29 protein-coding genes are annotated in these 26,134 nt (G+C 45.4%); 8 read left to right on the forward strand and 21 right to left on the reverse strand.

Annotated features, from left to right (window positions below; all coding sequences use genetic code 11):
• Positions 1-130: 130 nt before the first annotated feature.
• Both F7Y48_RS14060 and hemB read right to left on the reverse strand, forming a co-directional pair.
• Positions 131-565 (reverse strand): GNAT family N-acetyltransferase, encoded by a 435-nt coding sequence (locus F7Y48_RS14060; RefSeq protein WP_012841227.1) that lies wholly within the window; start codon positions 563-565, stop codon positions 131-133.
• Positions 566-692: 127 nt separating this feature from the next.
• Positions 693-1,754: a porphobilinogen synthase gene (gene hemB / locus F7Y48_RS14065; protein WP_031777176.1), complete on the reverse strand. Its 1,062-nt coding sequence runs from the start codon at positions 1,752-1,754 to the stop codon at positions 693-695.
• Between the two features lie 184 nt (positions 1,755-1,938).
• Between hemB and F7Y48_RS14070 the strand changes: the two genes are divergently transcribed.
• Positions 1,939-2,700: a TatD family hydrolase gene (locus tag F7Y48_RS14070; RefSeq protein ID WP_006741775.1), complete on the forward strand. Its 762-nt coding sequence runs from the start codon at positions 1,939-1,941 to the stop codon at positions 2,698-2,700.
• A gap of 460 nt (positions 2,701-3,160) precedes the next feature.
• Here the strand turns inward: F7Y48_RS14070 and tatC are convergent, their stop codons facing one another.
• The 7 genes from tatC to rmuC form a co-directional block, all read right to left on the reverse strand.
• Positions 3,161-3,913, reverse strand: a complete 753-nt coding sequence (tatC, locus tag F7Y48_RS14075; protein WP_005394442.1) for a twin-arginine translocase subunit TatC — start codon at positions 3,911-3,913, stop codon at positions 3,161-3,163.
• Positions 3,914-3,981: 68 nt separating this feature from the next.
• Positions 3,982-4,380, reverse strand: coding sequence for a Sec-independent protein translocase protein TatB (gene tatB / locus F7Y48_RS14080; RefSeq protein WP_005382959.1), 399 nt, complete (start codon positions 4,378-4,380; stop codon positions 3,982-3,984).
• 3 nt (positions 4,381-4,383) lie between these two features.
• Entirely contained in the window at positions 4,384-4,629 is a 246-nt protein-coding gene (gene tatA, locus F7Y48_RS14085) for a Sec-independent protein translocase subunit TatA (RefSeq protein ID WP_005382958.1), read from the reverse strand.
• Between the two features lie 52 nt (positions 4,630-4,681).
• Positions 4,682-6,316, reverse strand: a complete 1,635-nt coding sequence (ubiB, locus tag F7Y48_RS14090) for a ubiquinone biosynthesis regulatory protein kinase UbiB (protein WP_258507158.1) — start codon at positions 6,314-6,316, stop codon at positions 4,682-4,684.
• Entirely contained in the window at positions 6,313-6,948 is a 636-nt protein-coding gene (locus tag F7Y48_RS14095) for an SCP2 domain-containing protein (RefSeq protein ID WP_005394440.1), read from the reverse strand. The genes ubiB and F7Y48_RS14095 overlap by 4 nt, the downstream gene beginning before the upstream one ends.
• A gap of 11 nt (positions 6,949-6,959) precedes the next feature.
• Complete coding sequence (gene ubiE / locus F7Y48_RS14100) at positions 6,960-7,739, reverse strand: bifunctional demethylmenaquinone methyltransferase/2-methoxy-6-polyprenyl-1,4-benzoquinol methylase UbiE (RefSeq protein WP_005394436.1); 780 nt, start codon at positions 7,737-7,739, stop codon at positions 6,960-6,962.
• A 78-nt stretch (positions 7,740-7,817) separates the two neighbouring features.
• Positions 7,818-9,350, reverse strand: a complete 1,533-nt coding sequence (gene rmuC / locus F7Y48_RS14105; protein WP_152812980.1) for a DNA recombination protein RmuC — start codon at positions 9,348-9,350, stop codon at positions 7,818-7,820.
• 168 nt (positions 9,351-9,518) lie between these two features.
• Between rmuC and F7Y48_RS14110 the strand changes: the two genes are divergently transcribed.
• Together F7Y48_RS14110 and F7Y48_RS14115 are read left to right on the forward strand one after the other, a co-directional pair.
• Positions 9,519-10,427, forward strand: a complete 909-nt coding sequence (locus tag F7Y48_RS14110; RefSeq protein ID WP_006741770.1) for a DMT family transporter — start codon at positions 9,519-9,521, stop codon at positions 10,425-10,427.
• Positions 10,428-10,618: 191 nt separating this feature from the next.
• On the forward strand, positions 10,619-13,066 hold the full coding sequence (locus F7Y48_RS14115) for a bifunctional diguanylate cyclase/phosphodiesterase (protein WP_164666599.1): 2,448 nt from the start codon (positions 10,619-10,621) through the stop codon (positions 13,064-13,066).
• A gap of 18 nt (positions 13,067-13,084) precedes the next feature.
• Here F7Y48_RS14115 and F7Y48_RS14120 read toward each other — a convergent pair whose 3' ends face one another.
• The 4 genes from F7Y48_RS14120 to F7Y48_RS14135 are packed head-to-tail and all read right to left on the reverse strand — an operon-like array spanning position 13,085 to position 15,346.
• Positions 13,085-14,155: an AI-2E family transporter gene (locus F7Y48_RS14120; RefSeq protein ID WP_005394430.1), complete on the reverse strand. Its 1,071-nt coding sequence runs from the start codon at positions 14,153-14,155 to the stop codon at positions 13,085-13,087.
• 43 nt (positions 14,156-14,198) lie between these two features.
• Positions 14,199-14,594, reverse strand: a complete 396-nt coding sequence (locus F7Y48_RS14125) for a hypothetical protein (RefSeq protein ID WP_239073774.1) — start codon at positions 14,592-14,594, stop codon at positions 14,199-14,201.
• Complete coding sequence (locus F7Y48_RS14130) at positions 14,539-15,051, reverse strand: hypothetical protein (RefSeq protein ID WP_124007321.1); 513 nt, start codon at positions 15,049-15,051, stop codon at positions 14,539-14,541. The genes F7Y48_RS14125 and F7Y48_RS14130 overlap by 56 nt, the downstream gene beginning before the upstream one ends.
• A 46-nt stretch (positions 15,052-15,097) precedes the next feature.
• Positions 15,098-15,346, reverse strand: coding sequence for a hypothetical protein (locus tag F7Y48_RS14135; protein WP_005394426.1), 249 nt, complete (start codon positions 15,344-15,346; stop codon positions 15,098-15,100).
• Between the two features lie 363 nt (positions 15,347-15,709).
• Here F7Y48_RS14135 and F7Y48_RS14140 point away from each other — a divergent pair, with 363 nt between their 5' ends.
• Both F7Y48_RS14140 and F7Y48_RS14145 read left to right on the forward strand, forming a co-directional pair.
• Positions 15,710-16,147: a DUF2383 domain-containing protein gene (locus F7Y48_RS14140; protein ID WP_005394423.1), complete on the forward strand. Its 438-nt coding sequence runs from the start codon at positions 15,710-15,712 to the stop codon at positions 16,145-16,147.
• A gap of 155 nt (positions 16,148-16,302) precedes the next feature.
• Entirely contained in the window at positions 16,303-16,701 is a 399-nt protein-coding gene (locus F7Y48_RS14145; protein WP_005379193.1) for a hypothetical protein, read from the forward strand.
• A gap of 204 nt (positions 16,702-16,905) precedes the next feature.
• On the opposite strand, the gene F7Y48_RS14150 is transcribed toward F7Y48_RS14145, so the two are convergent.
• From F7Y48_RS14150 to F7Y48_RS14170, 5 genes are all read right to left on the reverse strand, one after another.
• Positions 16,906-18,564, reverse strand: coding sequence for a diacylglycerol kinase family protein (locus tag F7Y48_RS14150; protein ID WP_085343363.1), 1,659 nt, complete (start codon positions 18,562-18,564; stop codon positions 16,906-16,908).
• Positions 18,565-18,706: 142 nt separating this feature from the next.
• Complete coding sequence (locus tag F7Y48_RS14155) at positions 18,707-19,138, reverse strand: hemerythrin domain-containing protein (protein ID WP_193448006.1); 432 nt, start codon at positions 19,136-19,138, stop codon at positions 18,707-18,709.
• A 103-nt stretch (positions 19,139-19,241) separates the two neighbouring features.
• Positions 19,242-19,439 carry a hypothetical protein gene (locus F7Y48_RS14160; protein WP_048624594.1) on the reverse strand — a complete coding sequence of 66 codons (198 nt, stop codon included), beginning with the start codon at positions 19,437-19,439 and terminating at the stop codon, positions 19,242-19,244.
• An 8-nt stretch (positions 19,440-19,447) separates the two neighbouring features.
• Entirely contained in the window at positions 19,448-19,624 is a 177-nt protein-coding gene (locus F7Y48_RS14165; RefSeq protein WP_012841233.1) for a DUF1328 family protein, read from the reverse strand.
• A gap of 45 nt (positions 19,625-19,669) precedes the next feature.
• On the reverse strand, positions 19,670-20,221 hold the full coding sequence (locus F7Y48_RS14170; RefSeq protein ID WP_047009372.1) for a BON domain-containing protein: 552 nt from the start codon (positions 20,219-20,221) through the stop codon (positions 19,670-19,672).
• A 434-nt stretch (positions 20,222-20,655) separates the two neighbouring features.
• Here F7Y48_RS14170 and F7Y48_RS14175 point away from each other — a divergent pair, with 434 nt between their 5' ends.
• Positions 20,656-21,999: a sigma-54 interaction domain-containing protein gene (locus F7Y48_RS14175; RefSeq protein WP_104970018.1), complete on the forward strand. Its 1,344-nt coding sequence runs from the start codon at positions 20,656-20,658 to the stop codon at positions 21,997-21,999.
• Between the two features lie 96 nt (positions 22,000-22,095).
• Here F7Y48_RS14175 and F7Y48_RS14180 read toward each other — a convergent pair whose 3' ends face one another.
• The 3 genes from F7Y48_RS14180 to ftnA all read right to left on the reverse strand — a co-directional run bounded on the left by F7Y48_RS14180 (position 22,096) and on the right by ftnA (position 24,412).
• Positions 22,096-23,289, reverse strand: a complete 1,194-nt coding sequence (locus F7Y48_RS14180) for an NAD(P)/FAD-dependent oxidoreductase (RefSeq protein ID WP_182033383.1) — start codon at positions 23,287-23,289, stop codon at positions 22,096-22,098.
• 180 nt (positions 23,290-23,469) lie between these two features.
• Positions 23,470-23,793, reverse strand: a complete 324-nt coding sequence (gene uspB / locus F7Y48_RS14185; RefSeq protein WP_005394407.1) for a universal stress protein UspB — start codon at positions 23,791-23,793, stop codon at positions 23,470-23,472.
• 91 nt (positions 23,794-23,884) lie between these two features.
• Positions 23,885-24,412: a non-heme ferritin gene (gene ftnA, locus F7Y48_RS14190; RefSeq protein WP_005379167.1), complete on the reverse strand. Its 528-nt coding sequence runs from the start codon at positions 24,410-24,412 to the stop codon at positions 23,885-23,887.
• Between the two features lie 281 nt (positions 24,413-24,693).
• Here ftnA and uspA point away from each other — a divergent pair, with 281 nt between their 5' ends.
• Together uspA and F7Y48_RS14200 are read left to right on the forward strand one after the other, a co-directional pair.
• Positions 24,694-25,119, forward strand: coding sequence for a universal stress protein UspA (uspA, locus tag F7Y48_RS14195; protein ID WP_005379165.1), 426 nt, complete (start codon positions 24,694-24,696; stop codon positions 25,117-25,119).
• 64 nt (positions 25,120-25,183) lie between these two features.
• Positions 25,184-26,062, forward strand: coding sequence for a carboxylate/amino acid/amine transporter (locus tag F7Y48_RS14200; RefSeq protein WP_134647552.1), 879 nt, complete (start codon positions 25,184-25,186; stop codon positions 26,060-26,062).
• Positions 26,063-26,134: the final 72 nt, after the last annotated feature.

The raw sequence follows: 26,134 nt of genomic DNA on the forward strand, positions 1-26,134 counted from the left end.
AGTTAATCAACTTCTGTTAATAAGTCATTCAACGTCCTTGTGAACTCTTCCTCATTCCCTAAGACAGGCTTAATAATAATGATTCTCATTTCGTAGTCAACAGTTAAATGAGAAAAAATCTCATTTATTTTCACATCGCTTTAATGAAATGAACTCGAGATTCACGAAGATTAATTTTTTCTTCAAATTTTTCAATGATATAGCCATTTCTCAATAACAATCGAAGCATAGCAGGAAACTGATTTCGAGATTTCACTTTTAACGTGTTATAGCCTTGCTCAGCCGCCCAATCTTCTTGTGCTTCCAAAAGCAATTGTGCCACGCCTTCATTTCGAGCCTCAGGAACGACACCACCCAACCAGCTATAGAAAACACCATCCTCTAATTCGTAACCTATTTTGAAGCCGACAATCGTGCCATTTTTTTCTGCAACGAGGATTAAACTGTTTTTCTCTTCTAAACGTTGAGTCATGGAGTCTACCGTTTCTCCTTTCGAAAATTCGGTAACACGTGCCACAACTTGAAGTGCTTCTTCCAATGTGCCTTCACGAATCAGCATTGTCATTGTTCTCTTCTCCAAAATAAAAATACCCAAGCACCTTGGATTGTTACTGTTGTAATCCGCCTGAGGTTACTTGGGTATATACAGACGAACAACTCTTGTTGGTCTGGTGTTTCTCACTGAGCGATAATTACTCTTCAGTCGCTTCCGGAGTACGATTTAGGTGTTGAGCAGTTTGTGCATTCTCTTCTGCCAACCACTCAGCCACATCTTTCGCAAAGTACGTTAAGATGCCGTCAGCACCTGCACGTTTGAAGCACAGTAGTGATTCCATCACAATTTCGCGCTCTTTGAGCCAGCCATTCATGATCGCCGCTTTATGCATCGCGTACTCGCCAGATACTTGATAAGCAAATGTCGGTACTTGAAGTTCAGTTTTTACTCGGCGAACTACATCTAAGTATGGCATACCAGGTTTAACCATCACCATGTCCGCACCTTCATTGATGTCTAGCGCCACTTCGTGAATCGCTTCATCAATGTTTGCTGGGTCCATTTGGTAGTTTTTCTTGTTGCCGCCTTTTAGATTTGAAGAGGAGCCAACCGCATCACGGAATGGTCCGTAGTAGTTCGATGCGTATTTAGCCGAGTAAGCCATGATTTGTGTATGAATGTAGCCCGCATTTTCTAATGCTTCGCGGATCTTACCAATACGGCCATCCATCATGTCCGAAGGCGCGACAACGTCAGCACCCGCTTCAGCGTGAGACAAAGCCTGCTTAACCAGTACTTCCGTGGTTTCATCATTCATTACGTAGCCATCTTCATCGATGATGCCGTCTTGGCCGTGCGTCGTGAATGGGTCAAGTGCCACGTCTGTGATTACACCAATTTGAGGAATGTGTTCTTTAAGCGCTCGTACTGCTCGCTGAACCAAACCTTCTGGGTTGTAGGCTTCAGTAGCACATAAGCTTTTAGCGTCTTGGTTTACGACAGGGAAAAGCGCGATTGCTGGAACGCCTAGATTTGCAAGGTATTGCGCTTCTTCTAGCATTAAATCAATCGACAAACGCTCTACACCCGGCATGGACTCCACGCTCTCACGACGATCTTTACCCATTAGGATGAACATTGGGTAAATCAGATCATTAACAGAAAGTTGGTTCTCAGCCATCAAACGACGACTAAAATCGTGCTTACGTAAACGACGCATACGGCGTGCAGGGAATGGACCTTGAATTGATACAGACACCATTTTCTCCTTGTCTGGACGGTTATGATGATCAAATCATCTGGTGAACAAAATCATATCACTCTTGATGCATGTTGCGAGTGACAATCTGGAAAAAGGTAATGAAAAAAACTGAAAATGACCCAGCACTCACACTCAAGTATACTTCGAATACGAAACCAATCATGAAGCACAGAGAGTAACGATGATCGATACCCACGCGCACATCTATGCCAGCGAATTTGATAACGACCGCGATGAAGTAGTACAACGCGCCTTAGCGCAAGGCATTAATAAGATCCTGTTGCCAAACATCGATCTGGACTCTATTGAGCCCATGCTACAAACCGAAGCGGCATATCCTGACGTGTGCCACTCAATGATGGGACTCCACCCTTGCTATGTGGATAACAACGTTGAGCAAACGTTGGAAATCATCCGCGGCTGGTTTGAGAAACACAAGTTTATTGCGGTGGGCGAAATTGGTATCGACCTGTATTGGGACAAAACCTATCGCGCCGAGCAAGAGATGGCATTCGTGACTCAGCTAAACTGGGCAAAAGAGATGGATTTACCAGTCGTTATCCACACTCGTGATTCGATTGAAGAAACACTCACCTTGCTAAGACAAGAGCAAGATGGTCGTCTGCGTGGTGTATTCCACTGTTTTGGAGGCAGCTTAGAAGAAGCGCAAGCAATCAATGAGCTAGGCTTCCACTTAGGCTTGGGTGGCGTATCGACCTTTAAGAATGGCGGGATGGATAAAGTCATTCCACATTTGGATATGCAGTGGGTCATTTTAGAAACCGATTGTCCATACTTAGCGCCAGTACCGCACCGTGGTAAGCGTAATGAACCAGCCTACACTTCTCTCGTTGCACAACGTGTTGCCGACTTGCGTGATGTCGATGTCGCAACTATCGATGCCATAACGACTGAAAATGCCAAAAAGCTGTTTAATATTTAATTCACGAAAATTGAAAAAAGCGACGAAATCAACGTCGCTTTTTTATTACCTAAACTATTGAATGAATGATTCAACCTATTGAAATAATAGAACAACCCACACAAAGTTATTGATAAACATAATAATTAACTAGCAACTCTACTTACCTCTCATATCGCCACTTTACTTCGTCTGTTTTGCAAAACTGTCGACAATTAGACATATTCTTTTTCTATACTGCTTTATGCCCATTAATTAGCACAAATGTAAAACAGCATGAATATGGAAGTTGAAGTGTGTACACATGGTGCTTACTTACAACGCGTACCGCGCAGTTTTTTTCAAAAGCTGCTGGGCATCAAGGAAGTATACGTATGCACAAAGTGTGGTTACGTCATGAAAGTTAAGTAATTAGCCCAAGAAACAAACCAACCGCAAAAAAAGCGGCTCAATTGAGCCGCTTTTTACATCTACAGTAAACTTATTCTTCGGTTTCCGCTTCTGCCTCTTCGCCTCGACGCGTATAAAAACGCGCAAAGAATAAACCGACTTCAAACAGTAAACACATCGGAATAGCGAGTAAGGTTTGCGAGATCATGTCTGGTGGCGTTAACACCATACCTACGACAAACGCCGCCACAATGATATAAGGCCGTTTCTGTCTTAGATCTTCTGGTGTGGTGGCCCCAGTCCAACACAACAAAATGATCGCAACAGGCACCTCAAATGCGATACCAAACGCCATAAATAGCGCCAGCACAAAGTCGAGATAACTCGAGATATCAGTTGCAAACTCTACCCCACCAAGAGAGATAGCGGTAAAGAAGCCAAACACCAATGGGAATACCACAAAGTAGGCAAATGCCACTCCACAGTAGAACAATAGCGAACTAGAGAACAGCAACGGCATGATCAAACGACGCTCATGTTTGTATAAGCCAGGAGCAACAAAGGCCCAAACTTGATACAAAATAAACGGCACCGCAATAAATACCGAAGCGATTAACGTCAACTTCAGTGGCGTGAAAAAGGGTGAAGCCACATCCGTAGCAATCATGGTTGCGCCTTCAGGTAGACGCTCTACTAAAGGTGCGGAAACAAACTCGTAAATGTGGTTAGAGAAATAAATTAGTCCGACAAACACCACCAACACTGCCAAAATTGAGCGCAGTAGTCGGTTGCGAAGCTCCAACAAATGACTAATTAAAGGTTGTGTCTGCTCGACGGTAGACATGGCAAACCTCTTATTAAAAACCAGATCAAAAAGGAGCTACCAATCGCTAGTAGCTCCTCCTAATGAGACTATTCGGCTTTCTTATCTGCCGCTGTAACCTTGCTCTCTTCCGCTTTCTCTACCTTTTCTGCTGCTGGCTCTGTTTTTACAGGCTCAGCCTCTGAATCGGTGTTCTTTGCGTAAGGACGATTTACAGATTGCGCTGCCTTCTTCAATTCTTCGACTGAAGATTTCAACTCAGGGGACAAATCATCCATCCCCATTTGCTCTGCTTTGCGCAAGTTTTCTTGCAGCTCTTGGACTTTCAGCTCGTGTGACAATTCGTCTTTGACGCTATTTGCCATACTCTTAGCGGCACCGATAAAGCGAGACACGCTGCGAATAGCATGAGGCAAACGCTCCGGCCCAAGAACGACCAGACCAACAACAGATATTAATACCAGTTCCCAAAAACCGATATCAAACACGTTTTACGCCTGCTCTTTGTCTTTTTTCGTTTCAGGAGCAGCTTCTTTTTTCTGCTGCTCTTCTAGACTTTTTGGTTCGAAGTCTGCGTCTTTGTCATTTTTCGCAGGTTCATCTTCGCTCATCGCTTTTTTGAAGCCCTTAACGGCACCACCCAGATCGCCACCGATACCGCGTAGTTTCTTAGTTCCGAATAGCAATACAACAATTACAGCAATGATTAGAAGTTGCCAAACACTGATACCACCCATTCTCTTTACCTCGGGTCTTTAAATAAACAAAAATATTTCAAGAGTTTAACGTCTATTGACGATAAGCTCGCCAACTAAGCAGCCAAAATGTGACACCTGCGATACCGCTGGCCAACGAAAGCTGCTCAAAAGCATTGTTCACCAATATTGCCGAGCATACGACTAAAGTGGCGCCAACGCCAAATAAAAACTTTCCTGTCGCCTGCTGGCGCTTGCTCTGACGATACCCTTGGTAAAGCTGATCCATTCGTTGGTTCATCGCTTTACCTTGTTTCAGGCTATCGTAAAGCAGCTCTGGCAGTTCCGGTAGCTTCTCCGCCCAAAATGGCGCGCGATCTTTAATCGAATTCACCAAAGCTTGCGGCCCAACTTGATTCATCATCCATTCTTCAAGGAATGGTTTTGCGGTCTCCCACAAATCAAGCTGAGGGTACAGCTGCCTACCAAGACCTTCCACGTACAGCAGCGTTTTTTGCAGCAATACAAGCTGTGGCTGAACCTCCATGTTGAACCGACGTGCCGTGTTGAACAAATTCAACAGCACATGACCAAAGGAGATTTCGCACAGTGGCTTAGCAAAAATAGGCTCACACACAATACGAATCGCGAACTCAAACTCATCGACATTGGTATCGGCAGGCACCCATCCTGAGTCCACATGTAACTCCGCCACTCGGCGGTAGTCTCGATTGAAAAACGCCAGGAAGTTTTCCGCCAGATAACGCTTGTCTTCACTATTAAGTGTACCAACGATTCCGCAATCTAGCCCGATCCACATTGGGTTCTCTGGGTGTTCTGGTTTGACGAACACGTTCCCCGGATGCATATCGGCATGGAAGAAGCTGTCTCGGAACACCTGAGTGAAGAACACACTCACGCCGCGCTCCGCGAGCAATTTCATATTGGTGCCATTTGCTTTCAAGCCTTCAATATCAGAGACTTGAATGCCATATATTCGCTCAGAAACCATGACAGTTTCATTACTGAAGTCAGGAAAAACTTCAGGAACATACAATTCTTCGCTGCCTTCAAAGTTGCGGCGCAACTGAATGGCATTCGCCGCTTCACGTCGTAAGTCGAGTTCATCAAGCAATGTTTTCTCGTACTCACGCACGACTTCAACTGGTTTTAAACGACGTGCTTCAGGCATCGCTCCGGCGACTATACGCGCCATTCGGTGCATCAGTTTTAGATCTGAATCAATGACCGGGCGAATATCTGGGCGGATAACCTTTAATACCACTTCTTGGTTAGAGTCTTTTAAACGCGCAGTATGCACCTGAGCAATCGACGCAGACGCCAGTGGTTTGATATCAAACTCGGTAAACCAGTTTTCTAACGGGCCACCTAATGCTTGCTCCATCTGCTTTTTTGCTAGCTCACCATCAAATGGCGCCACTTGGTCTTGAAGCAAAGCTAGGGGATCAGCAATATGCGGAGGAAATAAGTCACGGCGCGTTGACATCATCTGGCCGAACTTAATCCAAACCGGCCCCAGCTCTTGCAACGCTAAACGCAGACGCTCACCGAGTGGCTTTTCTGGATGCTTGTTCTTAATCCAGAACAGGCTTTTGCGCAGTAATAACGGAGCTTTGGTCAGTTGGTGATCGGGAAGCAGCTCATCTAAGCCGTATTCCAGTTGTACTTTGGCGATGTGGTATAAGCGCTTTAGTTCTGCTGGCGTCATGGTTTCTCCAATGCCGGCTTATCTGCATCCAGCTTATTCAGCAAAGCAGTCAAGCGTGCTTCAACGCGAGAAGCCTGGCTACGAACCTCATCAACCTGGTCGCAAAAATACGCCACTTCTAGAGGAGCAGGTGCCAACTTCCACTCTTCAGTCACTACTTGCGCAAGATGACGCTGGTGTTTCTCTGCTTGAGATGCGAGGAAGTTGCCTATGTTTTTTGAACCTTGCACAAAGGTATGTGCGGCGACATCGCCAGTCACGCGAGACAACCACTCTTCAACATCTGGCTTGCAATCCACCATCAACTGAGAGAATTTCTGCGCCAATTGAATATCGCCTTCAAGCTCAAGTTTATCTTGTTTAATAAGGCGAGTGATGTTGGCCTGGTCACGCAGCTCTGGCAACACGCTCAAGTTGAGCGATAAGTAGCAGTTTGGCTGCCCTTCGTAATGACCGAGCACATCAATTTGCTGACTAAAAACGAACGTCAGTGTTTTATTGATCTCTTTCAGGTGAACTTGAATAACTTGACCTTTTAGACGCGCTAAACGACGGCCCAATGCAGGGTCGTCTTTGATCAGTGTATTCAGTGACGTTTCAATCACAGCGGTGATAAGTGGTTCAAATGGCATGCCGTTAACCCTTAGAATTTATAACCGCGATGCAAAGCCACAATACCACCAGTTAAGTTGTAGTATTTGGTGTTTTCAAAACCTGCGTCTTGCATCATGCCTTCCAGCGTTTCTTGGTCTGGATGCATACGGATTGACTCCGCTAGGTAGCGGTAACTCTCTGAGTCATTCGCAACTAGCTCACCGATTCTCGGCAACAAGTGGAATGAATATGCGTCGTATACTTTCGATAACGGCTCTAGCACTGGTTTTGAAAATTCCAACACCAATAGACGGCCGCCTGGCTTCAGTACGCGGAACATTGAACGAAGCGCTTTGTCTTTGTCAGTCACATTACGCAAACAAAAACTGATGGTGATGGCATCAAAATAATCATCAGGGAACGGCAGTTCTTCTGCGTTGGCTTGAACGTAATGCACGTTACCCACAATACCGTTGTCACGCAGTTTATCGCGACCAACGTTAAGCATTGAATTATTGATATCAGCAAGGATGACATGGCCTTCATCGCCAACAATGCGCGAGAATTTCGCCGTTAAATCACCCGTACCACCACCTAGGTCAAGAATACGTTGGCCAGGGCGAGCGCCACTACAATCGATAGTGAAGCGCTTCCAAAGGCGGTGAATACCACCAGACATCAGGTCATTCATGATGTCGTATTTTGTTGCCACGGAGTGGAATACTTCGGCAACCTTAGTCACTTTTTCGTCTTTTGCCACTGTAGAGAAACCAAAGTGGGTGGTTTCATTCTCTAACGCTGTATTGGATTGCAAACTTGTGTCCGTCATTCTAATTCCTCTTAGGCAGCGCTTTCTCTCTGCGGGGCGTTTGCTGACAAATAAAATCGCCCACTGCACTGCGGGCGATTAGTTTACTTTATCCTCAGCCGGATGTCTTTCTACTAACGGGTCATTTTCTGAAAATGAATCACTCTGCGCTAACTGTACGAGGTCAGAAGAAATTGGTCGTTTGATTTCAACCCCAAGGTGCTTAAAGCTTTCGGCTTGACGAATCACATTCCCGCGCCCTGTGGCAAGCTTGTTCATTGCGCCTTGATAGCTTTGATTCGCCTTATCCAGCGCACCGCCGAGCCCTTCCATGTCGTCTACAAACAATCGTAATTTGTCGTAGAGTTTTGTCGCGCGCTGCGCAATCATTTTGGCGTTTTCATTCTGGCGTTCATTGCGCCATAGATTATCAATAGTGCGCAGTGCCACCAGCAACGTTGTTGGGCTCACCAAAATGATGTTTTGCTCCATCGCGTCTTTGATCAAACTTGGATCGGCTTGAATCGCGACTTGGAACGCAGGCTCAACCGGAATAAACATCAGCACATAGTCCAAACTCTGAATACCTTTGAGTTTGTGGTAGTCCTTCATGCTTAAACCCTTAATGTGCGCACGCAGTGCGGCTAAGTGCGCACTCAAAGCCTGATCTCGCTCAGCATCAGTTTCGGCGTTGAAATAGCGCTCATAGGCAACCAGCGCCATTTTGGAATCCACAACCACTTGTTTGTTTTGTGGGAGATGAACAATCACATCAGGTTGGTAGCGCTTGCCTGCTTCATTTTGCAAATTCACCTGAGTCTGATATTCGTGCCCTTCACGCAGTCCCGACTCGGCAAGCACCCTAGCGAGCACCACTTCGCCCCAATTACCTTGCTGCTTGTTGTCCCCTTTCAGCGCTTGGGTCAAATTAACCGCTTCTCGCGTCATTTGCTCATTCAAACGTTGAAGGTTTTTGAGCTCATGCACTAAGGTATGGCGCTCTTTAGCTTCTTGGCTAAAGCTGTCATTAACGTGCTTTTTGAATCCTTCTAGCTGCTCTCGGAGCGGTGACAACAAACCTTCCAAACTCTGACGGTTTTGCAAGTCGACCTTCGCGGTTTTTTCTTCAAACAGTTGGTTGGCCAAGTGCTCAAATTGCTGTTTCAGGCGCGCTTCCGCTTGCTCTAGAATTTGCAGTTTTTCGGCATTGGCTTGGTTGATTTGCTCATGACGTGCTTGCTGCTCACGCAGTTGCGTTTCTAGACGTGATTTGTGCTCACGCATCTGACCAAGCTCATCAAAGTATTGCTGGCGCTCTTGCTTTACAGCCTCGAAGTAACGCAGTTTTTCCATTGCGGCCATCAGCTTTCCGTGTGTTTGGCGTACTTCAAACGCGGCTTTATCGCGCTCATCATCTAATTCATCCAACTCTTGCTGGGCATCGGCAAGGCTTTGTTTAACCTGTTCAAGCTGCTGTTGGTGAAGCTGCTTTTCTGAAACAAGTTGTTGTTCGAGAAGCTGAGTTTGGGTGATAAAACGCTGTTTCACCCACCAACCGACGGCGACACCACTAAGCGTGGCAGCGCAAAGAGAAGAGAGAATGAGAGATTGGTACTCAAGAATCCATTGCATAATAGCGAGTTAGCCTGTGTTTTGTATCTATAACAATGGTATTTAGACACTGGATAAATGTCCAGTTTGTTGGATGAAAAATCCTCGCATACACTAGGCCTTCCTATAATATTCTTTCTTCCGCTCAAATGAACCAGACCGAGCGGCACATCATCACGCAGAGGCATCATGAACGAGCGTCGCGCCCTAGGATTTGGGCTCTCAGCAGTATTACTTTGGTCTACCGTTGCAACCGCATTTAAACTCACGTTGGCAGAATTTACGCCAATCCAAATGCTGTGCATTGCCAGTATCGTCTCTGCGATTGCGCTGACGATAATCTGTGGTGTGCAAGGCAAGTTGGGCCAGTTAAGTGCCACCTTCCTCTCAAACCCTTGGTATTACCTACTGCTTGGGTTGATTAACCCCTTGGCGTATTACGTCATTCTCTTTAAAGCGTATGACTTGCTGCCTGCATCCCAAGCCCAAGCGATCAACTACAGCTGGGCCATTACCTTGACGCTAATGGCTGCTGTTTTCTTAGGGCAGAAGATCCGTGCTAAAGATTGGCTCGCTTGCGGTTTTAGCTATGTAGGCGTGATTGTGATTGCCACGCAGGGCAATGTTCTCGGCATGCAATTCGAGAGCCCGTTGGGCGTGGGACTGGCGCTGCTATCGACACTGTTGTGGGCTGGTTACTGGATTTTAAACACCAAAAATAAGGCCGACCCTGTGGTTGGTGTATTACTTGGTTTTTTGGTCGCTATTCCATTTGCCATTGGTTTAAGTATTTATGAAGGTGCGAGCTGGCAGGCAATCTCAATTAAAGGCTGGGCAGCGGTGACGTATGTCGGGCTATTTGAAATGGGGATCACTTTCGTCCTATGGCTAAGCGCCCTCAAATCGACGCAAAACACAGCCCGCATCAGTAATCTGATCTTTGCTTCGCCATTCATCTCACTGATGCTATTGGCAACCATCATTGGTGAAGAAATTCATCCATCAACCTTGATTGGTTTAATACTGATCATCAGTGGATTAGTGGTCCAACAAGTATCGTGGGGTAAAAAAACCAAAGCCATGAGCACTTCTCAATGATGAACAAAAAACCTCAATAAACGATGCAATGAGTTGGATAAAAAAGAGATATAGCTAACAGTTTAATGATAGAAAGCGCCTTACGCTGCTGGGAATTACCTAAGCGTTGGATACGATACCAACACGGCCCAATAGCTTAAGCTAGATTCTAATACCACTATCTTTGGGCGCTTCAGGACACGTTATTAATTATGTTTCGCTTCGCTATTCCTTCGCCTTTGATGGCAGACTGGCAACAGGCTCTGCAACAATGCTGTGATGCTACTCAAGCTCAGGGACAACTTTATACTCTGAGCGATACCCAGCAGTGGCTATCAACTGAGGTGTCCACCTCGGTTCAAAATCATTGCGCTATCGTCGAAGTGGTAGTGCAAGTTGCCGATCAATTTAAACCGACAGACTTGACGATAAGCCACACATCCTTTGGACAGCAAACCTTGAGCATAGGTCCAATTTGGCTACCAAATGGCGATCTGTTTGCCGTATTAGCGCTAACTCACCCTGACGATCAAATCACGGTAGTGTCTGCTTGGCTGAGTGCATTAGTGGGGCGAATGAGCTTTGATGTCAGCTCACACTACCAGCAAGAACGAACACGCCATCAAACTGCAGCGACCACACCATTACCGACGCTGCAAGAGTTTATCGACTGTCTTGAAGACCATATTTGGATAAAAGGCATGGATGGTCTTTATTCGATGACCAACCGAAGTGTAGAAAATGCGTGGCAAAAGACCAACAGTGAGATCATCGGCAAAGATGATTTCGCACTATTTAGCCACGAGCGAGCAGAGAAGTTCATTGAGGCCGATAACTTGGTCGTGGCGACAGGCACTCTGAACATCGTCGAAGAATGCCGCCAAATTGATGAAAACAATAACCCAACTTGGCTAGAAACCATTAAGTCTCCTGTCCGTGATAATGACGGTAACTTAATTGGCATTCTGGGCATGACACGCAACATCACACGCCGGAAAATGGTCGAAACGCAACTCTCATTGGCGTCCAAAATTTTTAATAACTCACAAGAAGGCATGGTCATTACTGATCGCAATGCCAACATCATTGATGTAAACACAGCCTTTACTCAAATCACCGGCTATCGCTCTGAAGAGGTGATTGGAAAGAACCCCAGAATTCTGCGCTCAGGTCATCATGACCAAGGCTTCTATAAACAGTTGTGGCATCAACTCGAAACCAAAGGTCAATGGAAAGGCGAGTTCATCAACCGAAAGAAAGATGGCAGCATTTACCCGCAGTTAGCGACCATTAGTGCCGTAATGGACGATAAAAATCATCTCATTAACTACATCTGTGTATTTGAAGATATTTCCGTGCGTAAAGCGCACGAAGAAAAACTGCAGCGCATGGCCTTTTATGATCCGTTAACGAATCTGCCTAATCGCACCCATTTACTTAGCTTGCTTGAGCAACACATTGAAACCGGGCACAAGAACCAACAGACGTTTGCCACCCTATTTCTAGATATCGACCATTTCAAACACATCAACGATAGCATGGGTCACTTTTGTGGTGATCAGTTGCTGTCTAAGTTGGCTATCCGTCTGCAAGATATTCTTCACTTAAATGCGCATGTGGCTCGCATTGGCGGCGATGAGTTCGTGATCATTTTGCCGGACGTCCACAGTGATGTGGCTTTGCTGGAAACCGTCGGCGATATTCTCAGCGTTTTCCAACAACCATTCGACTTGGCAAATCACGACTCACTGCGCGTCTCGACCAGTATTGGCATAGCCTTATACCCAAGAGACGGCCAAGACAGCGAAACCTTACTCAAAAACGCAGATACAGCAATGTACTTAGCAAAGAAAAATGGGCGCAACGGCTACGCATTTTACTCGCCAGATTTAACCGATAAATCCGTATCTCATGTGCGCATTCAATCTGCTTTACATCAAGCGATAGAAAAACAGCAACTTCGATTAGAGTTCCAGCCACAATATAACTTGGAGCAACATGCGATTGTTGGCGTTGAAACCTTATTACGCTGGCAGCACCCCGAATTTGGCCTTGTACCACCAGCCGACTTTATTCCAATTGCAGAAAAAACGGGGCTTATCCAAAGCATTGGCGAGTGGGTCTTGCTACACGCTTGCCAGCAAGGAAATGCTTGGCTGAAACAAGGCGTTGAGTTTGGCAGAATTGCGGTTAATGTGTCGGCATTACAGCTTCAGCAATCGAATTTCATTCAGAGATTGAGCGATATCCTCAATCAAACCGGTTTTCCTGCTCAACGGCTGGATTTGGAGATCACCGAGAGCTTTTTACTGATCGACCCTCAACAAGCCATAGCGTCGTTAAATCAACTAAGAGGCTTAGGCATCGAGATTTCTCTGGATGATTTCGGCACAGGCTATTCGTCTTTGTCTTATTTGAAAGGTTTACCCATCAATAAGCTGAAAATAGATCGTTCGTTTGTCAGTGATGTACCCAGCAATAGCGATAGCAATGCGATTGTGAATGCGATTATCGCCATGGGAAAAACACTGTCGTTGAAAGTCGTAGCGGAAGGAATAGAAACTCAGGAGCAAGCCGATTACTTGTTCGAAAAAGGCTGTGTTTACGGTCAAGGGTATCTTTTTAGCCAGCCAGTAAGTGCGGAAAAACTTTTTCGTTGAGCCAGCTTGTAGCCCAAGTCATTCTCGTGGAGCCACATCCTCGGGGATGGTTTGGCTTGGTTGACTTTGAGTTGATTGACACAGCTCCAGACGCTCAACCAAAATATTAATGCAGACCAATAGCGGTACACCGATTAAGAGCCCCATACCGCCCCAAAGCCAACCCCAGAACACGAGCCAAACGAAGATCACTAACGGATTTAAGTTGAATCTTTTCCCTAATAACGTTGGCGTGACAAACTGGCTTTCAATCAAGTTGATCAACAAATAGATAGACACCACAGTGAGCATAAAACTGACCGACTCCAACTGCAGATAAGCCACAAAACCGAAACTCACCATGGAGATGACTGGGCCAAGATACGGCGCAAAATTCATCACGCCAGCAAACGCGCCCCACAAGAATGGGTCCTCAAGGCCTAAAACAAAAAACACCGCCCCAACACTCAATCCAAGTCCCGCATTCACCAACGTGATAGTGCCAATGTATCGAGATAGGTCTTTCTGTAGTGCTTTGACCAGTTCAATCGCTTGGCGCTGCTTGGCAAACCCATGCAAGTACGACACTGACTTTCGAAATAAGCTGCGTCCGTGATTGAGCATAAAATAAACCATAAACAGCACGATCATCGCTTGTGTCAAAATGGTCGGCGTCGTGGTCGCGAGTGTCTTCACCAAAGAAAATACGGTATTGTTCCCGACTTCATCCATACCCATATCGCTGGCAATATTCAGCGGCGTATTAAGGTGATCCGCCGAGGCTTGAGTCACTTCGCTCACTTCTTGCGACACATTTTTCACGATACTGGGCAGTTCAGACCACCACTGCTTGGCAGGCTCCGACATGGCAGCAAGGCCAATAATTGAAGCACCAACCAAGAATGACAGAGTCACTACGACGGTAATCGCGCGCGGTAAACCTTTGTCTTCAAGATAGTTAATGAAAGGACTGCATAACAGAGAAATAAAGGTACTAAGCACAATAGGTAACAAGATTGGCTTAGCAAAATACAGCCCAGGAACGAGCAATAAGACAAGAAGGGTTGCACCAATCGCGGTGTTGGCAGGAATGTTCAATTTCGCTGTCATAAAAAGGCTCAAGGTCGGTAGGAATAATTATCGGCGAAAGCCGTTATTGGGGTTGCTCGACTTCTGTTTCTGTCGCGGTCTCTTCTGTCGAAGCAGTATTGCTTGCTTGTGGTTCAGCATTTCGCTCTTGTTCTACGCCCGACTGGTTAGAAGACGCGGCCCTAACTGGCTTGGCAAGCGAATCCGTTAGTTCGGAGACACTACTCGCCAATAGCCCCATGGAAGAGATAGAGGAAGTCAGTCGAGACAATCGACCCGCTTTGGCAGCGGTAACAGCAACGACAGCACTAATACCTAGCGTCGTCCAAGGATTTTCTTTCACAAACTTCTTAGTGGTAAACGTGAACATTTCCATCGACAAGCAGCATTGCTCTAAAGATGCCTTACCTTCCATCCGCTTGATTCGCATGGCTCGATTGAGCTTTTGTAGCGAGCGCATCCCACCCCTCCTGCAACTGTTCTGTCGTATTTTTGAATCCAAGGAAACCAACTAAACGCTTCTGCCACCAAGCTAAAGACAGTAATGCTAAACCTAAGGACGCAATAAATACGCCCACTGCAACATACACGTTAGCGGTCAGCTGATAAGCCACCACACCAGAGGCAAGGCACAAACTGAACACGAACAATACCGACAATAAGGTAAAAACAATGGTGCACAGCAAAATCTGTCGCGCTGCGGACGCATTAATTTTCACCTCCAAGAGGAACAAATCCAACGTTGAACCCGACCACGCTTTCAGCGATTGAGTCAATTGGTCCAGTTGTGAAAGAATACTGCTCAAACCATTGATGGTTTGTTGGATATCCTGCTCTTCTGCCCCACTTGGGGCTCGACCGCTGTCTGCTGCGGCCGAGCCCGGTTGCTGGTTGGTGACTTGTCCGGAATTATTCATTGGAACCCTCGCCTTCTGTTATGTGGCTTAATCCGTTGGACCGTGATTATTTGATCAGCTTCGAAACCGCCCAACCCGCAAGGAAGGCACAACCAATGCTCAGCAATGGACGCTCCTTGATAACGTTCTCTGCCGACTTGGTCGCCTGCTGAACGTGTTCCGCGCCCACATCAAATTTCTCTTTAGCTTGGTCTTTCATTGCGCCGACGGCTTCCGTCGTGGCTTGCTCCGCCAAGTGATATGCTTCTTCTAACTGCTCTTGAGGTTTTACTGTGCTTTCTTTTGTTGTAGCCATAACTAGCCTCCGTTGATGAGTTGAGTAGTAAATCAAGTGAAACAACTTTTGAACTCACTTACTCACTACAAAGCCATATCCGTGCCAAGATTATAAGCACATGTTTTTAATTGGTTTTTGTTTTATTTCACGACAAATGCTTATCTGTACGTGTAATTCTTTCCAGACTTCCCCAGCATTCTTGTAATTTTTTCTTAGCGCCTTGTCTGCAACCCTCCAATTCTTGCGCAATAAACTCATAACCAATTGATTAATAGAAAAATAACATTCCTTGGCATACAACCTGCAACTAAAGATGAAACACCTGTGTTTGTTCCCCATACGTACAAACACTCCCATCACCAACCAAATCAGGAGTGAGATATGAAAAATGAAAATATCGCCTCAATCATTGAGCTTATCGAGAGCGGAAATGACATTTACAACAAGGCCATTGAGAACATTGACAACACTTCTTTGAATAATGTGTTGGTAGAACTGCTTAGAGTACGTGAGCGAGCGGTGCTTGAGCTTACTCCCTACACATTGGCAAATAACCAGGAAGACTCTGCCGACGACACTCCGGTTTCCTACACCATTAAAGCGCGTGAGGTATACAGCGATGTGATGAAGGAGGTGTCTTCTGACAAAGAGTCCATGTATTTGGAACAGCTCGAAGGTGTTGAAAGCAAGGTGCTCAAAGAGATCGAAAACCTAATTACTAGCCACCCAGAGCAAGCGGATAATTCGGTTCTACTGAAAGTTCGCAGTGATATCAAAAGCTGTAAAGAAAAGCTCAGCAGCATCAGCCTTATCAGCTGATCCTTAGTGGTCGCCTTTGCAATCAAGCGCTGGCAGAGAAAATGGCCAACTCGTTTTGGCCATTTCTGATAAGACCACAGGCACCTCAATACAACCAAAACTAGAAAACACTAAACCGAGTAATCAACACGGTAGTCATAAATAAAGAGGTCAGTATGACATTGGATAATAATCGAGTAAGGGAGCTACTCGTAAAAATGACACACCATCGCCAAACGTGTTTGCCTCTCGTTAATCCGCAATCGCATATGACACTCGCAAGAGCGGCGTATCGATTCGTTAAAATAGAAAAAGTGATGATCAAAAAGATGGCGAAGTTGTTCTTCGACCAAGATGGTGAACAATTCATTGCGGAAAATGCCACCGAATACGGCGTTGCCGAACTAGGTAATTACAAAGAAATGCATTTCATGAACAAGTTGTTGTTAGATGATTTAAAAGCGCTACTCAGAGCCATTGACGACACAAACTTAACGGCGCTTGTTTCTTACTGGTTAGCTGCTTTACAAGTCGAAAACGATGAAATTGAAAAGCACTTACCCCAGGGTGAGTAGTCATACTCACCCCCTTCTTCCTTTCACTTCGAGAACGATAAATAGACGCTCTCTCAGATACAAAAAATGCCGATATAAAAAAGCCGCTGCACCTACGCAGCGACCTTATTGGTTCCTTCAAAACTACGACTAAACCGGTAAACAAAGGCACGCTATAAAGCACTAGGCAAATGGCGCATTATCCACTGCTTATCTGTTTTAAAGCTAAGCCGATTTACTTCTCCCGCTTGGGACAAATACGTTCAACGATTTTGGACGAAGCTTGATCGCTAATTGCTCATCAGAATAAAGCTCACCATCAATCACATACTCAATCGGTTTGTTCGCAGAAATAGTGACATTCTGAGCCGTCGCGTATTGAAAATGAGTCGATTCCTCCTGCGCACCTACGCTGGTTAATGTCAGATCAGACAATGCGATGAGGCGTCCACCTAAAGATTCGGTGTTATCTAAATACGTGATATGCAGCTTGCCATCGTCAGGCTGCGGAGCACCACCACCTTGCGCGAGCAACGTACTAAAAGGAGCGATGTTCGCAACGACAAAGCTATGAACTTCTAGCGTTTGTGATCCATTTTCGCGGTTTCCATCTTCAAATGGCGCATCCATCGCAACAGTCAACGTCTGCGTCTCTTCCGCCACCACCGCGTTAAAAAAGCCCGTTAAGTAGGCCAATTGTCCAAAGGTGTTTTTCTCTTCTCGCTGCGCATGTTCGATCATTTTCTGCTCTAGGCCAATACCTAGGACTAACAATATAAGCCTCTGATTACACTCCGCCGTATCAATACGTTGGCAGTGACCTGCTAGCAATGCTTCACACGCTTTTTCAACGGGTGAGAATTTTGCGCCAACTCCATAGAGCACATGACACAACGCATTGGCGGTTCCGAGCGGAACAATACCGAGTTTGATATCGGTACCTACCAGCTGGCTCGCCACTTCCGTCACTGTGCCATCGCCACCCGCTACGATAATTTGCTTAGCACCACTTTCTTTTGCCTGCAGCGTGAGCTGCTCAGCGCTGAGATTTGTGGTGGTTTGATGAATACTCAAGCGATATTTTTTGGTTAGTTCACGAATCAAGTGCTGTTCGTTTTCCTCCCATTTGCCGCCACCTGCAACAGGGTTAACCACCATCCAAGTGGACTGATCCAGACCCAGTACGCCTTTTTCACTTATCGCTCGTAACGTTTTGATCTGCAATTTATTCAATCTCGCGGTACTGCGCACGTCATTGATTTTTTTCATCACAGATTCAACCGTCAGCGACGGATCTTTGCTCAGTAGATACGCCGCAACAACAAACACCGAGCGACCACGCCCTAACGCACAATGCACAACCACAGCTCGCGAGCACGAGATTTGCGTATCAATCCAGTTAATCGCATGGCGAAGGCGCTCTAGCGTTGGGGCTTTGTGGTCGAGTACCGGAATCGAAAGGTAATGAAACTGCTTGTCGGTCATCGCACTTTCAAGCCCAGCAAATTCAGCGGTGACATCGACAATACAAGAGATGTCATTGGATTCGAGAAAATCTAAGTCACTCTGAAATAGCCGACGGGAGAGGTATAAATTATCGCTGACTTTTTGGATCGGAGGCACAGTATCGCGCCGTCTTTCCCAGGCATTATACGCTCTAGCGCCCAGCAAAAAGGGGATGAATGCCCAGCGGATCCACCTGACAATCTTACCGTCTTGGTTTTTTCTAAAAATGGAGGGAATGTCGAAAACGTAGGCTACGCTGACTAATGCTAAAGAAAGAGATACCCACAAGAACAACAGGCTAACCATGATTTGGGGAATATAAATAGCGGCCAATAAACTGATCAGAGCGCCAAGAATATAATATTTGATGATAAACATTCGCTCTCCTTGCCTTCAGCGAGTGCGCTTTTTTAGTGAAAGTGAGAATAAGCTGGTTCTAGTTTAGGCTAACTAGCTTGGTAAACGCTTTGATTGGGCCCCTTCCCGTGCCGAAATGGCACGAAAAGGACCAATACTCCACCTAACTAGCCATTTCTTCGACGTAGCTATCCGCTAGTTTCATTTTCTGCTGATCGGTCATCACCTTACCGGCCAATTGGAAAAAACGATGCTCTTCTTCTTCGAGGTGGTGCAATACTTTGTGACGCAAAGTTTTCATGAGGTTGAGCCATCCTGGCGAGCTCATGTCGGTTGCATCAAGCTGTGCAATCACTTTATCAATCTCGTGGTGCTCTGCGATGCCATGACGAGTAAGATCGATGGTTTTATCACTCTCGATTAAAGGCGCGTAGAAAAAGCGCTCTTCTGCGGCGGCGTGCTGTTCGAGTTCATCCTTAAGATTGTGATAAAACTCTTCGCGTGCAGGGGAATCTCCAGACGTTTCCATCAGAGCATCGAGTAAAAGGCGTTGCTTTTCATGACTCTCTTTTAGTACATCAAATATGTTTTTCATCTTTGACTCCTCATCTGATTGTAAACACTTGGGATAAAAGGAAGGGCGGTGATTGACCGCCCTTCTCTTACATTGCTGTGAACAAAAAGCTGACCTGACTCGACTAACAATCTTGGTCTTCTGCGTTCAAGTTCTCTTTAATATTTTCACACTCATCTTCAATCGCATTTTGAGTTTCTTCGGCGGCTTCATCTATCTTCTTGCCTGCCTGTTCCATTGGCCCTTCTTCACTACAAGCAGCCAGTGCGAACACCAAACCAAATACTGCGGCGATACGGTAAATTAATGACGTAAGTCGCATGAAATCTCCTATCTATTTACGTTTTTTCTTCCTAGCAGAACAATCACTATTGATACAATTAATGACAATAGGAATAGGTAAAATATCACTTGCGCGATAGAGGCCGCCGCCCCTGCAATACCAGTAAAACCTAGTAGTGCAGAAACCAGTGCCAAAGCCAGAAAAATAAACATCCAACGAACCATAGTGTTACCTCCTAATAAAATTGGGTTAGGTCACTCGGCTCGTTATTATTGAACCACTTCTAGCTTATCAATCACCTTATTTACATCATTGGTATTATTTGCAATTGAAAGTGCAAGATCATGCTCCGCATCTGAATTAACCTTACCTGCCAACGTTACCGTTTTACGTTCCGTCGTTACATCAATGTCCGTACCACTTACATTGGTATCCATCAGTAGGCGCGTTTTAACTATAGTCGTGATTTTAGAGTCGGTCAGTGTGGCTAATGCCTCTGAATCGGTTTCTTTCTTACCTTCATTCACCACTGACAATTCGTTATTTACTTCTTTCACACCATCAAGACCTGTTACAAGCTCTTCGGCAAGCGATTTTTCAAGGTCATTGTTTACCGAACCAGAAAGGGTAACTACCTGATTTTCAACATCGGTGTTGATATCAAAAGAGTTAAGGTTACTGTTTAGCAGCAGCGTCGTTTCGGCTTTACCATCTAGCCAAGCGTCCATGGATTCTTTTTCCCATTTATCACTCGCTAAGACTGCTGTAGATGAAGTAGCAAGAACTGACGTAAGTACAATTTTAGCTGCGATGTTATTCATGGTAATTCTCCTTTATTGACGTTGTATTCCCATAGTAGCAAACCATGTGCCAAGTTTGTAACTTGTTATTTTTAAAGGAATAATAAAACAAGAGATAAAAATAAGACGAACAAGAAAATATAAGCATGAATTATTTACACAGAAGAAATGTAATTTTTAATCGTTAATAATTTCGCAATCAATTACATAATACGCCAATAAAAGATGAGACATTATTTCTTCAACTTCACTTAATCGCAGAATTATTATTTAAAATGTGAGACACCCGAATAAAGAAGCAATATTTATCAGAATTATTACTGATATATACCAAGAGAGGATCAACAAAATTAAAATAGCCTACAGACCCTTAAATCTCTGCTGACAATATTTTGTCTTGTGCACTTAGAATAATCCACGTACATTGTTTCTGTCATAGTAAAGAGGACATTTCTATGTCGTTGCCAAGCCTGTTTCTACGAATACAAGACCCGACACTTAAAGATGCTATCGCCTCTTGCCAGGAACTGAACAAATTTCGTCTGCATAATACCGATGCCGCAGATGGTTGGATTGAAGATTTCCTACAACTCAAACCGGAAGTTGCGATTGTTGAAGTCGCCCACTTTACTAGCGCAGATTACCAGCGCCTTTCTAATATCGAAGACATCTACGATATGGACTTGATCATCATTAGCTCTGGTGCTCCAAACGAAAATTTGGATAAGCTAATGAACTTAGGTGCAATTTTTCACTACAGAAAACCCGTCGATATTGCCATTTTGACGGACACCCTAAGCGAAGTCAGCCAGTACTATCAGCAAAAACAAGATCAAGGACGTAAAGTGTCCACTAGCGATCTCGACCAATTTGGCCTTTTGGTGGGGTCCTCATCGCCAATGCATCAGCTCTATCGCATGATCCGACGCGTCGCAAAAACAGAAGCCAACGTCCTCATTGTTGGAGAAAGTGGCTCGGGTAAAGAGTTAGTGGCACAGACCATTCATTTAGCCAGTGATCGCAAGCAACAACCCTTTATCGCGATTAACTGTGGTGCGATTAGCCCAGAATTGGTCGATAGTGAACTGTTTGGCCATGAAAAAGGCGCCTTTACCGGAGCGAATAAAACTCACCAAGGTGTATTTAAACAGGCAGAAGGCGGCACGCTGTTTTTAGATGAAATCACCGAGATGCCTATCGAGCATCAAGTGAAGCTATTGCGTGTGTTGGAAACCGGAGAGTATCGCCCAGTGGGCAGTAATACGGTGCATATCGCCAACACTCGCATCATTGCCGCCACCAACCGTGATCCTAAAGTCGCCATTGAAGAGCAGTTCCTGCGTGAAGATCTGTTTTTCCGTTTATCGCACTTCCCATTAACGATACCGCCGCTGCGAGAGCGAGGCGGTGACATCGTCGGTCTGGCTAAGCACTTTATCGCGCACCGCAACGCAAATGAGGCTAAAACCAAAACCATTCTTGATTCTGCCATCCAAAAAATCGCTGCACACGATTGGCCAGGTAATGTCCGTGAGCTCAAACACACGATCGAGCGTGCATTTATTTTGGCTGACGACACCATCCGAGATGAACACCTGATATTCGATACACCACCATTGGAAACAGGCACAAGCATCGAAGACCTTGTTCCAGCGGGCGTTTCGCTAGAAGAGCTAGAAAAAGCCGCCATTCTCAATACCCTTGAAGAGAATCAAGGCAATAAAACGGAATCAGCGCAGGAATTAGGCATTAGCGTTAAAACGCTCTATAACAAACTCGAAAAGTATCAAGACGAGTAACTCGCTGTGGGAATACAATGAGAATATAAAAAGAGCACGGAATACGATTCAGTGCTCTTTTTTATCTTATCTTTTATGCGGATGTATAGCGTTTGATTACACCCACTGACCCGCGACAAAGCCGCTCGACCAGCACCACTGAAAATTATAGCCCCCTAACCAGCCAGTCACATCCATGACTTCACCAATGAAGTACAGCCCTTTGATGTCTTTGCATTCCATGGTTTTCGAAGATAAGTGATCGGTATCCACACCGCCTAGTGTCACTTCCGCGGTTCGGTAGCCTTCAGTGCCATTCGGGGCGATATCCCAATGTTCTAAACACGCCACAATCGCCGCAAGCTCCTTTTGATTGAACTGCTTTAACGGTTTATCGACCAGCTCTTTACGTTCAATCAAGACTTCAACCAAGCGCTTTGGTAGCACTTTAGCGAGCGTATTTTTGAGCGACTGATTCGGATGCTTTTCACGGCTGCGTTCTAATAACTCGGCAACATCATCGTTTGGCACCAGATTAATCGACACCTTTTGCCCCGCTCGCCAGAATGATGAAATCTGTAAAACGGCTGGGCCAGATAAACCACGATGTGTGAACAACAGGGCTTCTTTGAACATGGTGCCATCTTCAGCTGTAATTTCCGCAGGTACCGCGATACCAGATAACTCAGCAAAGTCTTCTTTGTCTTCTTTATGCAACGTAAATGGCACCAGCCCTGCCGTGGTTGGGATAACTCGAAGACCAAATTGTTCCGCGACTTTATAACCAAATGGTGTCGCCCCCAGTTTTGGCATCGACAAGCCACCGGTTGCGATAACTAAAGACTCACAGTCGACAATCTCAGTGCCAGCATGCAGACGGAAGCCCGCATCGATTTTCTCAATTGAGTGAACATCGCATTGGTAACGCTGCTCGATATTCGGCATGTCACACTCAGCCAACAGCATCTTCACGATGTCTTTAGCCGTAAACGCATCGACACAAAACAGCTGACCGTGATCGCGCTCTTCAAATTCAATACCATGCTTACACACCATCGAGATAAAATCCCAGTTGGTGTATTGAGAAAGCGCCGACTTAACGAAATGCGGGTTTTGGCATAGGTAGTTGCTGGCTGAGACGTCGTAATTAGTGAAGTTACAACGGCCACCGCCTGAGATAAGGATTTTACGTCCTGGCTTTTTAGCATGATCGAGCACCAAAACACGGCGGCCTCGCTTGCCGGCTTCTGCAGCACACATCAAACCCGCTGCACCTGCGCCAATTACAACAACATCAAATTTCTTACTCATCGGTAGCTCTTAGACTGATTGGGATCGAATCGAAATAAAAAAGGATGTGCACATTGCACATCCTTGCTTTCTAGGCGCGACATTCTACCGACAAATCTCGAAGGGGAAAAGCGCTTAAACGGTAAGCGCTATGCATACCCGTACAATCCTAGGAGATTAACTCGCTAGATTATTGATTCTTTAAAGAATGAAGGCCGCGAGTAGGGTAACACCGAGCAAAGCGGTCGATAAAACAAATAGCTCACGCACCCTTTCGCACTTACCAGTAAAAATCTCATCGTGGTGATGGTGATATTCTTTACTTTTGATGTAGTGGAACAAACGCACCTGTTTGGTGACATTTCCATGGGTGGTAAAAAAGCCATTGCCATCAACTTGCTGATATAACAACGGATGCGCTTCACGCATGATGTAAATTAGAGAACGAAGAGCGGTGAGATACCGGATCATGTTGACTCCAGTTACCACCATTAGCGCAAATAAGATTGTGTCTCCACTGATCATCTTTTCCTCCCTACATCTTCAACAATGCTCAAGAGAAAAAGACGATCAATGCTTCGTCTTTACCCGCTACTTATAGCGTCAAAAAACGCGTTTACGCAGCTGGAGCATCCATGATTGAAGATGAACCTTCTTTCGCCATTTGTGCTAGATCTTTGTCGATGAAGAACAATGCTTTACCATCTTCACCTACTAATTCGATCTTATCTAAAATCCCTTTAAACAACTTCTCTTCTTCGTGCTGTTCAGACACGTACCACTGTAGGAAGTTAAACGTTGAGTAGTCTTGGCTAGTAAATGCAACATGTGCCAATTTATTGATTTTTTCCGTGATCATTTGCTCATGTTCGAAGGTCTCGCGGAAAACATCACCTAAGCTAGCAAAATCATGCTTTGGTGCATCAATAGCGCCCAAAATTGGCATTGAGCCAGTTTCACTTACGTAGGTGAATAGGCGTTGCATGTGCTCCATTTCTTCTACGGCGTGAGCGCGTAAAAATTCAGCCGCACCTTCAAAACCTTTGTCTTCACACCAAGCACTCATTTGTAAGTATAGATTGGATGAGAAAAATTCTAGGTTAATTTGCTCATTCAATTGTTCGACCATAGTTTGAGACAGCATGTTAACTCCTATTAATGTGCATGCAATATACCCAAGTAACCTCGAGATAAACGACGCCGCGAGATTGACTTGCTCTACATCAGAGGCAAGGTTTTACTTGAACTATAGTCAGTAACGGAGCGCTGAACTCCGCATCTCAAAGTCACTTGGGTATAACGCCACTATAACATGATTACTGAGACAAGACTTTGTACCTACGACACTGATATGAGATCACTTCAGCAAATTTTTTTGGGGGTTAGTGCTAATCTAAAACTATGACCTTACAAGGAGATAGCAATATGAGTTACAAACACATACTTGTGGCAGTCGACCTGTCAGACGACAGTAAAGTGTTGATTAAAAAAGCCGTATCACTGGCTAAACCTCTGGATGCGAAAGTCTCTTTTATTCACATCGACGTGAACTACGCAGAGCTCTACACCGGGCTTATCGACATCAATATGGCAGAAGCGCAACATCAAGCAATGGAAGCGTCGCGCACACAATTGGCGAATTTCGCAGAATATGCGCAATACCCAATTGCCCATACTTTAGTCGGTAGTGGCGATTTGAGTAATGAGCTGTGCGATACCATTCAAGACTACAGTATCGATTTGGTGGTTTGTGGTCATCACCAAGATTTCTGGAGCAAGATTCTGTCTTCGACTCGACAACTGATTAACTGCTCTCCAGTCGATATGCTGGTCGTACCGCTAAAAGACTGATTGGCGCGACGTTAAAACTTGGTTAGACTGCGGGCACATTTGTTGTTGATAAAGATTCTCATCCATGGCTTATCTATCCGCAGTTACCCTACTTTGGGCATTCTCATTTAGCCTGATCGGCGTTTACCTCGCTGGTCAGGTTGATTCTTGGTTCTCGGTGTTCATGCGCGTGGCACTGGCGAGTCTGGTTTTCATTCCCTTTTTAAAATTCCGCGGCGTTAGCAAATCCTTAATCGCGAAACTGATGACGGTCGGTGGCTTTCAGCTCGGTCTGATGTACTGCTTCTACTACCAATCTTTTTTGCTCCTTTCCGTGCCAGAAGTATTGCTGTTCACCGTATTCACACCCATTTACGTCACGCTGATCTATGACTTCTTGAAAGGTCGCTTTTCACCTTGGTATTTGGTTACCGCGGCGATTGCTGTATTTGGCGCAGCCTGGATTAAGTTTGCAGGCATTAATGAAGACTTCCTGCTGGGCTTTTTGGTCGTACAAGGAGCAAACCTCTGTTTTGCCATTGGTCAGGTGGGCTACAAATACATCATGGAAAGTGAACCGGTTGATTTGCCACAACACACCGTGTTTGGTTACTTCTACTTAGGTGCGCTTTGTGTAGCAACCGTGGCTTTCACTCTGATGGGCAACCTCGACAAACTACCCACCACCGCAACGCAATGGGGCATTCTGACGTACCTTGGTTTAATTGCTTCCGGTTTTGGTTACTTCGCGTGGAACAAAGGCGCAACCATGGTGAACGCAGGTGCACTGGCAGTAATGAACAACGCATTGGTTCCGGCGGGTTTGATTGTGAACATTGTGATTTGGAACCGCGATGTTGATGTCATGCGACTCGCCATTGGCGGTGCGATCATCATGCTATCGCTATGGATTAACGAAACCTGGGTGAAAAAGCGCGTCGAAATGAGCTATGCCAAGAAGTAAAGCGACCGCTCCCAACACACATACCGACAATAAAAAACGCTCTCCAACTGGAGAGCGTTTTTTTGGATTAGA

Origin of the sequence: Vibrio sp. 2-1-2a, assembly GCF_032648565.1 — a bacterium.
Classification (GTDB): domain Bacteria; phylum Pseudomonadota; class Gammaproteobacteria; order Enterobacterales; family Vibrionaceae; genus Vibrio; species Vibrio diabolicus.